The 12,179-nt window shown below is 67.4% G+C and carries 8 protein-coding genes; 3 read left to right on the top strand and 5 right to left on the bottom strand.

The window, feature by feature from the left end:
- Positions 1–125: 125 nt before the first annotated feature.
- Positions 126–1,373 carry a hypothetical protein gene (locus OHA88_RS34780; protein ID WP_328628414.1) on the bottom strand — a complete coding sequence of 416 codons (1,248 nt, stop codon included), beginning with the start codon at positions 1,371–1,373 and terminating at the stop codon, positions 126–128.
- A 416-nt stretch (positions 1,374–1,789) separates the two neighbouring features.
- Between OHA88_RS34780 and OHA88_RS34775 the strand changes: the two genes are divergently transcribed.
- On the top strand, positions 1,790–2,446 hold the full coding sequence (locus OHA88_RS34775) for a hypothetical protein (protein ID WP_328628413.1): 657 nt from the start codon (positions 1,790–1,792) through the stop codon (positions 2,444–2,446).
- A gap of 1,323 nt (positions 2,447–3,769) precedes the next feature.
- Here the strand turns inward: OHA88_RS34775 and OHA88_RS34770 are convergent.
- Positions 3,770–4,531 carry a hypothetical protein gene (locus tag OHA88_RS34770; protein ID WP_328628412.1) on the bottom strand — a complete coding sequence of 254 codons (762 nt, stop codon included), beginning with the start codon at positions 4,529–4,531 and terminating at the stop codon, positions 3,770–3,772.
- A 278-nt stretch (positions 4,532–4,809) separates the two neighbouring features.
- On the opposite strand from OHA88_RS34770, the gene OHA88_RS34765 reads away from it, so the two are divergent.
- Together OHA88_RS34765 and OHA88_RS34760 are read left to right on the top strand one after the other, a co-directional pair.
- Entirely contained in the window at positions 4,810–5,013 is a 204-nt protein-coding gene (locus OHA88_RS34765; protein ID WP_328628411.1) for a hypothetical protein, read from the top strand.
- A gap of 366 nt (positions 5,014–5,379) precedes the next feature.
- Positions 5,380–6,408 (top strand): lytic polysaccharide monooxygenase auxiliary activity family 9 protein, encoded by a 1,029-nt coding sequence (locus tag OHA88_RS34760; protein ID WP_328628410.1) that lies wholly within the window; start codon positions 5,380–5,382, stop codon positions 6,406–6,408.
- 19 nt (positions 6,409–6,427) lie between these two features.
- Here OHA88_RS34760 and OHA88_RS34755 read toward each other — a convergent pair whose 3' ends face one another.
- The 3 genes from OHA88_RS34755 to OHA88_RS34745 form a co-directional block, all read right to left on the bottom strand.
- Positions 6,428–7,315, bottom strand: a complete 888-nt coding sequence (locus OHA88_RS34755) for an esterase/lipase family protein (RefSeq protein ID WP_328628409.1) — start codon at positions 7,313–7,315, stop codon at positions 6,428–6,430.
- 190 nt (positions 7,316–7,505) lie between these two features.
- Positions 7,506–8,513 (bottom strand): DNA polymerase Y family protein, encoded by a 1,008-nt coding sequence (locus OHA88_RS34750; RefSeq protein ID WP_267005961.1) that lies wholly within the window; start codon positions 8,511–8,513, stop codon positions 7,506–7,508.
- Complete coding sequence (locus OHA88_RS34745; protein WP_328628408.1) at positions 8,510–12,007, bottom strand: DNA polymerase III subunit alpha; 3,498 nt, start codon at positions 12,005–12,007, stop codon at positions 8,510–8,512. Before OHA88_RS34745 ends, OHA88_RS34750 begins: the two co-directional genes overlap by 4 nt.
- Positions 12,008–12,179: the final 172 nt, after the last annotated feature.

Below are 12,179 nucleotides of genomic sequence, written 5' to 3'. Positions count from 1 at the left end.
GGCCCAACGTCGTGCTTTAACGGGCAGGTCCACAGACTGCCCGACTCGCCATCAGCTTAACGGGCCATGATCACTCGCCCCAAAGCAGCTCCAGCCCAAAGCCGCTCCGCCGACCTGTTACCCAATCAGAACGGACGGGGCACTTTGACACCCTTTCCCCAACAGTCGGAAGGGCGAGAAAGATTACGCGCCGGAAAATCGGTCAAGGAGCGACCATCATTGACCGCAGGAAGGGATACGAGGTCACCGGGCCTCAGCAACTCAGCAACCCCAGCGCGAGCCCGCTCCGACAGGGGTGCATCATCGTGGTGAATTATCCATGAAGTGATCGGATGACGCCTGGCAACATCGGGAATGAGTAGCCTGTCCCGTGCCCACTTCTGCACGAACATTGCGGAAGTATAAGCTTCTTCATATAGCAACTCAGTCGCGCGCTCTCCCCGATGAACAACCGCATTACGGTTCTTCCAAACCTTCTTTTGCGCTTTAGATGCCGTTTCAGAATTCCCTCCAAGGTGAGACGCTAGGATACCGAACGTCTCTGCGGCATTCTTTTCTTCAAACCCAGCCGCCGAAAACTCTGAGCTAGTGAATCCGTGGTCTGCGGCGATCCCGCACATCAGGTAGTGCATCCAATCCTCAAGGGATGCCTGCTGCGCGACGATCGCCTCGGCCCACTCCTTGCGCTGAGCCCTCAGTACCGAACGACGCATCCAGGAGAAGAGCCTTCGGACAGGTTCTGCCGAACTCAGCGGATACTGAGGCATCTCCAAGCCGCCGTTGGGGTCAGGCTCGTACCCTGACTTTCCCGAATTGAACGCTCCGAGAGGCGTCGTCGCGGGTAGCTTGACATAAAACGGCTCGTTAGAGATGGCGGGGTTGATGCGAATAATCCCGTCGCCAATTAGATCGCCGTGACAGAGCGGGCCAACCCTGACCGACTCGTCCTCCACGATGCTATAGATGGCTTGGTTGATGGAAAACAGGATACAGTCGTACAGATCCTGGAACGCGGGAGGATTTTTTACCGGCTGTCCATTCTCATCGGCGACGTAGAGGCCACTCCAATCCGGTAGCAAGAATTTTAGAGAAACACTCGTCTTTGGAGGTTGGGCATCTGCATCGCAAAATCCAACCTTGGGCATCCAATCTGGCATCTCCTCTTCGAAGAGCTCTACCGTCCCCTCATACGCCCTCGGGTTCAGCCCTACGCCAAATCCGTCTCCAGTGGCCATGGTCACCATGACAACCATTGCACTTACTGGCGCGTCACCGAAATGCGTATTGACTTCAACGGCAAAGTAATTCTCTTCCACAGTCGTTGCAGCCCAAGGGATTTCGCAGCATGCGTAGACTTCGGCACTCAGGTCCATGGTCACTCCAGTAGGGGATCATCAGTATGAACTCCCCTTGTGTAGCCATGCATGTACTTTCCGAGCGTCGGTCAGAGGCGCAGCATGTGGTCGGTTCACAGCCCGTGCCACGCCACGCCGTCGGCGCCATGGCTTCTTCGGTGAGACGAAGTCGAGCGCCCTCCCGGGCCGTCCTGGGGCCGTGGAAGGGCGCTCGTTGGTGACCAGCGCTGACAACTGGCGACGGCTGCGCCGCAGGTCAGAGCGGTGATCGAGTGGAAGGCCGCAGGTCACGGCAGTCGGTGATCAGTTGTGGCTGTTCTGAGGACCGGTTCATGTACCCATGTCGTGGCCGGATCGCTCCCTTGTGCGCGCTTTATGTACGTGTCACACAGTTGAGAGGCGGGGCGATCGGGCGGAGGGGACGCTGCATGTCCGTGTCGGGTGAAGAACCAATAGCGCCATCAGCTTGGGCGATCGAGAAGTTCGGGCGGCATGCCGGCGCACTGGCGGCAGCCATGCCGATGCAACTGGCCAGTGCGCACGCGAAGGCGCATGCCGCACACCTTGCGGTGGGGCTGAAGAAGCGCAGCCCCTACGGTGTGGCCCTCGCCGGATTGGTGCGCGAGCACCTGGCGCAGACGGCTCGGGAGCTGGAGGAGGCTGTACGGGAGGTGCGCGGGTACGAGTACGCAGTGATCAACGATCACGCCTTCTTCCCCTTCCGGTACGCAGACAGACCGAGGCCGCTTGATCGTGCTCGGTTGCCTTCAAACGCGTCACCCACACGGCGTCGGCTGTTCCGGGCTCACGGGCCCCAGCCGCCAGAAGGGCTATTCGACCTCGATGACGGCCTGGCGACGGATGAGTACCTGGGCCTGCACGAAGCGTTCGAAGAGTTGGGGCTTCCGCGAAGCTGGTCTGCATCTTCTTCACCGCCGATGCGGAGAACGGCATCCACGCTATTCACTGGGGAGAAGCCCGCCTCGAACCGGACCGAACGTTCACGTGGCAGCACAACGAGCAGCTCCCTGTCGCTCGCGTTCCGCTTGAGTGACCGGCGGGATCCGCCGCTCTCGGCAACGGCTGGCTGACATCACCAACTGACATCAACGGCGTCGAACGAGAACGGCCAGCGGCGATCTCAGATGGACTGCCGGGCAACTACGAGAGCCCGTTCCGCGAGCTCGCCTGATCTAGCGATCGAACTCCTAAAGCGGGTGTAGGCCCACCTGGCTCTGGCCGGCTCAGGGGGCCAAACGGGGGGCCAAAGACAGCAGCCTTCCTCGTACTCCCATGGACGACTACAGACAGATCCTTGCGCGCCAGCCCTGGTCAAACAGCAGGCACACAAGGCCACTTGAGTCCGTGATCGCGTTCGGGACGAAGGGGTCGCCGACAGGTACGCTCGGCCAAGCTGCGGCCAGGACGCAAGCATGGCGAGTAGGCCGGGCCTGTACGTCCAAGTCACAGGCTTGCATGGACGCTTTACGCTTTGAAGGCCGTCACTGTACGAGCACGGTAGAACTTTCCCTACTTCATCAAGGGGTTGTGTACCCCGAGCGAGGAGTCCAGGGCGAGAGACCTGTCATTGCGGCAGAGGCAAGGCAACTGCGTCGTCCTGCCCGTCCCAACTTATGTGGATCGTGGAGGGAGGAGCCTGCCCTGCGAGCCTCAGTATGCGGAACTCGTGCCCTTCACCTGGGCGGAGCGTCACGCCGGAGGGCATGTTTCGGAATCGCCCAGCCTCCCTAGCGTGAACAGCGGTTACGTTCTCCGCAGGGCCTGTTCCGGCATTCCGCAAGATGTAACGGCGCGAGTTACCTCTCACTCCCATCTCAGGGGTGGAAGCGGCCGTCTCCACCCGCAGTTCCGGCCTGGGCCGCGATGCTTCGGCTTCAGCTACGCGCCGCTCCTCTGCTTCCCGCCGCGCCTCGGCAAGTACTGCCTCATCGGCTGCTGCCGAGCGCTCAGCCGCGTCCGCGGATCGCTTGGCTTCAGCCGCAGAATCCTTGCTGTGTTTCAAGGCTCTGAAGCTCACGATGGCCGCCGCTATGGCCACCACCAGAGCCGCCCAGCTAGATACGTCTCCCCAGTTCATGTGGGGACGATAGTCGTCAGATGAGGACAAGGAGACGGTTGAGCTTGTTCCGCTTTGACGGACACCCTTGGTGTGGTGGGAAGGTTGCGAGTGCGGTCTCGTAGTCGGCAGGGCTGCGGTAGCCGAGGCTGCTGTGCAGTCGGTGCAAGCCCACCCCAGGCCAGGGAGTTCCTGAGGTCTGGTCTGCATGGACCGACGACGCAAACGACGGGTACCGCGGCCAGCTGTGAGCTGCCGGCCGCAAGTGACTGGAGCTTCTTCGCCCAAGCGCGTCGCCTGCGCATGGACGACCGCAGTGGACGGGACTACCGCTAGGTCACGGGACCTCAGGAGGTTCCATCAGGCGATCGAAATCCAGCAGGTAGGCATTCCTCCACCTGTCATAGTCGTACGTGCTCCCCTGGACCTCCCGAGCGACCGTCAGCAGTCCGTGACGCTGCAGCTCTTTGTTGGCCTTGGTCCACGTGTCCGAGGAGAGGCCGTAGCGCCGCTGCCTATCCGTCGGAATGTACTGCGGCTCCTCTTGCCTGCCCAATGCCTCTCTGAGGACGAGCAGGAGAGCTACGGCTGTCGTCGACAGCTCCAAGATCCAGCCCTGCGTCCAGAACTCTGCCGGAACCCCGACATACCGACCACGGTTCTGCTTTTGTTCGATGGGGCGGATGTACTCACGCCCGTCGCCGGCAGCGCTCAACAACCTAATCTCTGCGGGGCCTCCCCAGCGTGGCTCCAACTTGATGAAATCGTTCTCAGCAAGCCACTTCAGGTTGCGCTGCACGCGACGATCGCCAGTCCGTGGATCAAGGTTCAGCATCCGCGCCCACCCCTTCGGCGTTGGCGGCTTCCTGAGGTTGAAGGGTTCTTTCGTCGCCATCATCGTGATGCACAGGTAGAGGCTCAGCCGCACGGAACCGCCCTGACCCCCCTGGATCATCCGAGCCAGTGGCGCGCGACGGTCTTGCCCTTCCTTGGCGATGACAAAGTCAGGTGGGAAGGGCACGTTTCCCGTCCGTTGTGACCTGCTCGCCACCATCCGCAATTCGCGCACCGCCGCAGCGTACGACTCATCCATTTCCATGATCTTTTGCCTTCCTGCAGGAGAAACAGGGGTGCGGGGGTCCTGGAGTCACTGGGGTCAGTGCTGTTCTTCCTTATAGCCTTCCGGCACGACAGTCAAAGCGCTACAGCGTAGAGGCAGAGTCAACCCGTCACATCATCCATTAAACGCCGCCATAAAGGGCCTTAAGGTCCTTCACAATGGCAACTCGTGCCGTTTGACCTGGTCTTTTGCTCCTGTCAGCCTCTATTTCAGAGGCGGGGGAACCTCCCTCTAACGACCGTTATGAAGGAGATTGGATGCATATGCGCAACGACGACACGTCTCAGCGTGGCCTGTGGGCAGCGATCATCATGGTCGGCGCCCTGGCGATCGGCTTCGCTGCGACCGGTCTCTTCTGGAGCACCGGCACACAGGTCTCCGGGGCTCTCGGCGCAGGGGGCGCTGCGTTCCTGGGCACAGCCACACTTGGCATCACCGTGCGGAGGTTCCTCACCGACTGAGACGGCCCGGTGAGCGTCGCAAGAGGGCATCCGGAACAACGGGGTGCCGGGTGCCCTCAGTGCTCGACGCCGATGGCGGGTACGTGGCTCTCAGGGAAGTCTGGGCCGCTGGATGGCTCCTGGGAGCCAGATTGGGAGCCACCCAGCACGACATCAGACGGTCTTCCCCGGACAACGACGGACAGCCCATGCCGCATCAAGGCTGCTCACAGAGGCCCACCGGTGGACTTTCCTGAGCCCCCTCTTAGACGCTCCTTAAGCCCGCCATAAAGATCGCCGAGCACCCCTTCCAGCAGCCGTTTCCGGGCCGGCGGGCGGCTAGCTTCTCCTCGACGCAGACGTGAACCGCCGAAGGAGAGACGCGCCATGACCGTGATCAGGACCGCTCGCCGCAAGGCCGCCGCAATCGTCGCGCTCGGTGCGGCACCGCTCGCGCTGACCGGTCTGTCCGCGGCTCCGGCCGCCGCACATGGCTCGCTGACGGATCCGGTCAGCCGGGTCTCCGCCTGCTTCGCGGAGGGGCCCGAACATCCGAAGTCGGCGGCGTGCGTGGCCGCGGTCGCGGCGGGCGGGACACAGGCGCTGTACGACTGGAACGGGGTCAACATCGCCAATGCGGCAGGAAATCACCGGCAGTTGATCCCGGACGGCAAGCTGTGCAGCGCCGGCAACGACAAGTTCAAGGGGCTCGATCTGCCGCGCGCCGACTGGCCGTCGACCAAGATGGCGGCCGGCAGCCACACCTTCCGCTTCCGCGCCACCGCGCCGCACAAGGGCTCGTTCGAGCTGTATCTCACCAAGGCCGGTTACGACCCGACGAAGCCCCTGAAGTGGTCGGACCTGGAGTCCGAGCCGTTCGCCACGGCCACCGAGCCGAAGCTGGAGAACGGATCGTATGTGTTCGACGGGACCGTGCCGAAGCGTTCGGGACGGCAGCTGATCTACACCGTCTGGCAGCGCTCGGACTCCCCCGAGGCGTTCTACGCCTGTTCCGATGTGGTCTTCGGGGGCGCCGACGGCGGTGGCAGTGGTTCGGTGGGCGCGGTCCCTGCGCCGACCGCGTCCGCGCCGTCCGAGCAGGAGATCGCCGGGGGCGCCGACAAGTCGTCCGTGGAGCACGGCGGTCATGGTGACGACGACGCCGGTACGGGCGCGAAGGTCACCCAGGCGGCTCCGGCCGCCGAGGCTTCGGCCGGCCCGTCCGAGGCGAACGCACCCGAGCCGGACAGCGCCACCGGTCCCGCCCCGGCGGGCGAGAGCCTCGCCGAGACGGGGGGCGACGGCAGTACCCCGTACCTTGCGGTCGGCGGAGCGGCCGCGCTCGCCTTCGGCGCGGCCGCCCTGTTCGCCTCGGTCCGTCGCCGGGCCGGCGGTGCGGCCCGACGCGGACACTGAGAGGCGGTTCGGGCCTGGCCTAGCCGAGGACGGAGGCGCAGGTGGTCGGGGTGGCGTGCGCCGGGTCCAGGGCGTTCGCCACCTCGTGGTAGGCGATCAGGTCCACGGTCCCGATCGCCACATGCTCGGACAGGTCGACCGGGCACAGGTCCTGGAGCAGGACGTTGCGTACGTTCGGCCCGTCCAGGTACTGCGTGCGGTACGGGGTCACCACCTCGTCGTACCTGGTCGCGATGACCGTGTACCGCACGCCGGGCACGGTGTCGCCGCCCGCGTTGAGCTTGGTGATGAAGGGGGATCCGGCCATCTGGTCGGCGAGGCCGGGCGTGTGGGCGTTCAGCAGGTCCTCGGCGCCCGGGAAGTACGGCAGCAGGTTGGTCAGCCCGAGGAGGGTGGTGCCGTGGTTGTCGGGGGCGAGTCCGATCAGGGCGTTCACCTTGGCGGCGCCACCGAGGAACTTCAGGTAGTAGTTGGGCATCATGCCGCCCTGGGAGTGACCGACGATGTCTGCCTTGGATGCTCCGGTGGCGGCGAGCACCTTGTCGACGAAGGTGTCGAGCTGGCCGGCCGATTTGTCGATCGGGCCGAGGCCGTTGAAGAACGGCACGCCGGGCAGCTGCCCGTAGTCGAGCGAGTAGACGCAGTAGCCCCGGCCGACCAGGTACGGGGCGAGGACGAGCCAGTTGTCGACCGAGTTCCCGAAGGTTCCGTGGACCAGGACGACGGGGCGGGGGTGGGCTGCGGAGGGTTTGCAGGAGTAGTCGTTCCAGCCACGGGAGGTGGCTGTGGCGGGGGTGGCTGCGGTGGCGGTCGCCGTGGGGGTGGCGACCGCTGCGACGGCGAGGAGCAGTGCGGCGAGTCCTCTCCGCGCACGTGGGGTGCGCGGTGCACGTGTCCAGGGCAGCATCGTGTGGTCTCCTTGCGGCTCAAGGGAGTTGCGATGTCACTGCGCCCTGCGGCCCGGACCACAAGTTCTGTACCGACGTTCTATGTGCTCATGCCAAATTACGCGCGAGTAAGGTAGCGGGGGAAGTTACGCGTCGGTAAAAACTGACGCAGCATCACCCAAGATCCAGGTCGATCGACATGACGGCAGGTCAGGCAGCGAGTCGGCCCGGCATCACGGCCTGCGGACCGAACCTGGCCCGCAGCCGGTCCGCCACCGCCTCGATCCGCCGCGCCCGCTCGTCCACCGGGTCGAACGACAGCTGATGGGCGGCCCGTTCGCGGTCCGTGAGCCCCTCGGCGCGCAGCCCGATCCCCCGCACCCGGGCCCGCTGCAGCCCGAACGAGTCATGGATCCGGTAGGCGAGTCCGGTGAGCGCCGCGGAGTGGGCGGTGGGCTCACGGAGCGTACGGCTGCGGGTCAGCGTCGAGTAGCCGGTCCGGTCGGCGTAGCGCACGGAGACCGCGAGCGCCCGGCACACCTGGCCGTCCCCGCGCATCCGGGCCCCCAGCTCCTCGGCGAGCGACATGAGCGCGCGGCGCTGCCGCTCCGGGTCCAGCTCGTCGCGCGGGAAGGACCGCTCGGCGGCAACCGACCGGGCGGCGGCGTTCGGCACGACCTTCGTACGGTCGATGCCGCGCGCCCGCTCCCACAGTTCGCGCCCGGTCCGTACACCGGTGATCCGTTGCAGGGTGGCGAGCGGAGCCGCCGCGATCCGGCCGACGGAGTCGAGCCCGTATCCGCACAGGGTGCGGGCGGTCGCCGCCCCGACACCGTCCAGTGCGACGACCGGCTCGGCCGCGAGGAATGCGGCGCCCCCGCCGCCGGGCACCACAGAAGTCGCCCCGGGCGCGGCCCGCCGCGCCGCCATCCGGGCCAGCATCGGGTTCTCGGCCGCCCCGATCGCGCAGTCCACCCCGTGCAGGGCGAGCGCACGGACCCGGATCACCGCCGCCAGCCCTGCCGCGTCCCGCCCGAAGTAGCGCAGCGCACCGCGCACATCGGCGAGCGCCCCGTCCGGCGGCGCCGCCTCGACGACCGGGGTGAATGCGCCGAGGAGAGCGAGCAGCCCGGCGTAACCGGCACTGTCCGGAAGGCCACCGCCGACCTTGCGGAACCGCAGGTACAGGATCCCCGGCTCCTCGTACGTGTCGCTCATCCCGCACTCCCCGGGGACTGGTGCCACAGCTTCCTTCCGGTGGCGACGCCTTCGCCGGGCGGCTGGAGGTCGGACCAGGGGTTCATCTCGTATCCGGTCGGCAGGTGGATGCGGCGGCCGTTGTCGGCCACCCGGTCGCCCGGGGGCTCCTCCTCCGCTGCGGCGTCCTCCGCCAGCCGGGCCGCGACCGCTTCGAGTCCGCCGGTACGCCGCAGTTCGGCCAGTTCCGCCAGGTTCCAGGCGGCCTCGCCGACCACGCTGAGACTCTGCGGCCCGCGCCGCTGCACCACTCCACGCACGAGCAGCAGCCAGGAGTGGAAGACGGTGTGCGCGCAGGCGGCGTGACTGTCGTCGAAGAAGGCCAGGTCGACCAGGCCCGTACCGTCGTCCAGGGTGGTGAAGATGACCCGGCGGCCGGACCGGATCGGCGGGGTCTGAGTGGCCGCCTTGGCGCCCGCGACCAGCACGGTCTCCCCGTGCCGCGCCTCGCGCAGCCGTTTGGCGGAGACCGCACCGAGCTCCTTCAGGAACGCGTGGTGATCACCCATCAGATGGCGGGAGACGTCCATGCTCAGAACGCCGAGCTCGGCACTGAGGCGTTCCGCGTCATTGAGGTCGGGCAGGCCGACGGAGCCGGTCTTCCGGCCGTCGTCGAGCGGGAGTTGCGCGCCACCGGATCCGGACCTCGCCCCGGTTCCCCGCTGGGCGCGGTGGAGCTCGGAGAGATGCAGCAGCAGATCACGGCGGTTGGCACCGAAAGCGTCCAACGCGCCGACCTGGGCCAGTCGTTCGGCGGCCGGCTTGCCCGGCCGGGCCCGCTGCCAGAAGTCCAGCAGCGAGGTGTAGGGCTGCCCGGCCTCGATCCGGGCGACCTCGGCCTTGCTGATGCCATGGACGTCCGAGAGCGCCAGCCGCAGCCCCCACACCTGGGAACCCTCCTCCTTACCGGACACCAGTTCGATTCGATGGGCGGCCGCCGACCGGTTCACATCCAGCGGCAGCACCGGCACACCGCGCCGCCGTGCGTCCGCGAGCAGCAGCCGCTTCGGGTACATCCCCGGGTCATGGGTGAGCAGCCCGGCGTAAAAAGCCGCCGGGTGGTGCGCCTTGAGCCACGCCGACTGGTACGTCGGTACGGCGAAGGCGACCGCGTGCGCCTTGCAGAAGCCGTACGAGCCGAACGCCTCGATGATCTCCCAGGTCCGGGCGATCACTTCGGTGCTGTAGCCCTTCTCCGCCGCCCGCTGCGCGAACCCGTCCTTGATCCGGCCCTGCAGCTCGGGGTCGGAGAGCCCGCGCCGCACCCGGTCGGCCTCGTCCCGGCCGCAGCCGGTCATGATGTCGACCATCTCGATGATCTGCTCGTGGAAGACGACCACGCCGTATGTCTCGCGCAGCGGTCCCTCCAGGTCGGGGTGGGGGTAGCGGACGGGCGCCCGGCCGTGCCGGGCCTCGATGAACGGACGCACCATGTCGGCGGCGACCGGCCCCGGCCGGAACAGCGAGATGTCGACCACCAGATCGTGGAAGGTGGCGGGCTGCAGCCTGCCGACCAGATCGCGCTGGCCCGGCGATTCGATCTGGAAGCAGCCCAGCGTCTCGGCGGTCCTGATCAGCCGGTACGTCTCCGGGTCGCCGGGCGGCACGGCGTCCAGGTCGACCTCCTGACCCGAGGCCCGCTTCACCTCCATGACCGCGTGCGCCATCGCCGACTGCATCCGTACGCCCAGCACATCGAGCTTGAGCAGCCCGAGGTCCTCCACGTCGTCCTTGTCGAACTGCGCCATCGGGAAGCCTTCGCCGCTGGTGGGCATGACGGGCGTACGGCGCAGCAGCGAGGCGTCCGAGAGGAGCACCCCGCACGGGTGCATGGCGATGCCGCGCGGCAGGGCGTCCAGCGCCTCCACCAGCTCCCAGAACCGCCCGTATTTCCCCTTCTCCCGCGCCACCTCGCTCAGTTCGGGCAGCTCCTCCATGGCCGCGCGGGCGTCGCGGGCCCGGATGTGCGGGAAGGCCTTGGCGAGCCGGTCGGTCTCGGCCGGGTTCATGGAGAGCGCGGCGCCGACGTCCCGGATGGCATGGCGCACCCGATAGGTCTCGGGCATGGCGACGGTCGCGACCCGCTCGGCGCCGAACCGTTCGATGATCGCGCGGTAGACGTCGAGGCGGCGGGCGGACTCGACGTCGATGTCGATGTCGGGCAGGACGAAGCGGCGCTTGGAGAGAAAGCGCTCCATCAGCAGCCCGTGCTCGACGGGGTCGGCGTGGGCGATGCCCAGGAGGTGGTTGACCAGCGAGCCGGCCCCCGAGCCACGCGCAGCCACCCTGACCTTCATCTCCCTTACGTCATCGACGACTTGGGCGACCGTCAGGAAGTAGGAGGCGAAGCCGTGGTAGTCGATGATGTCCAGCTCGTGATGCATCCGCTCCCAGTAGTCGCGCCTGCGGTCGTAGCCGCGCAGCACCATGCCCGCGGCGGCGCGGGAGGCCAGTACGCGCTGGGCGGTGCGGCGGCCCGCACCGACGAGGTGCGGCTCGGGGAAGTGGACGGTGCCGAGGCCGAGGTCGCGTTCGGGGTCGACGACGCAGGCGTCGGCGGTGCGCCGGGTCTCCGCGAGCAGCCGCGCTCCGGCATCGCGGCCGAGTCCGGCGGCGGAAGTGATCCGCTCGGCGGTCTCCCGCATCGCACGGTCGTCCTTGAGCCAGCGCTCACCGCTGTCGAGCGGGGCGCGGCGCGGATCGACGGGGACGAGCCTGCGGGCGGCGTCGAGCACATCGGCGACCGGGCCCTGCCCGGCATCGGCATACCGGACGGCATTGGTCAGCACGGCCCGTACCCCTTGTTCGGCAGCGAAGCCGACGGTACGGGCGGCGAGCCGCAGCGACCCGGGGCCGGTGCCTTCACGCCCGTGGTGGACGGCTTCGAGGCGCAGGTCGTCGCCGTAGATCTCCCGCCAGGGCGCGAGCAGCGCGGCGGCCCGGTCGGGGCGTCCGGCGGCCAGCGCCCTGCCGACCTCGGAGGCCGGCCCGAGCAGCACGGTGAGCCCTTCGGCGGGCAGCGCGGACCGCTCGACCAGGGGCTGCCCGGCACCGGTCCGCAGGTCGCCGGTCACGGCATGCGCGGCGGTGACGAGGCGGCACAGCTCCGCCCAGCCGCGTGCGCCGTCCCGGGCGAGGAAGGTGACCCGGGGCGCCGACTCATCGACGAAGGCGCCGCCACGGACCGGGGTCCGCGGCCGCTGCGTACGCCCGCCCTCCGGCGTGCGCTCCGCACCCTCCGCCCCCACCGCGAGCCCCACTCCGAAGAGCGGCCGCACCCCGGCCCGGTCACAGGCCTTGGCGAAGCGGACCGTGCCTGCGAGGGTGTCGCGGTCGGTCAGCGCGAGGGCATCCATCCCCCGCTCGGCAGCGCGCTCCGCCAGCCGCTCCGGGTGCGAGGCCCCATAGCGCAGGGAGAACCCGGAAACGGTGTGCAGATGCGTGAACCCGGGCACCCGCACCTCCTGGACCGATCCGTACTCACCACCCCCTCGCTCTCCACCATAGACCAAGTTTCGAACATTCGTACGATAATCGAAGGCGCGCCCACCCCTCCGCCGCTCGACCCGCCCCCGCCTGCGCGAATGCCGGACTCCCCGGACCGCGGGGGCATGACTTTCGCCGACG

Source organism: Streptomyces sp. NBC_00353 (assembly GCF_036108815.1).
GTDB lineage: Bacteria > Actinomycetota > Actinomycetes > Streptomycetales > Streptomycetaceae > Streptomyces.
This window is presented reverse-complemented; position numbering and strand designations above follow the sequence as displayed.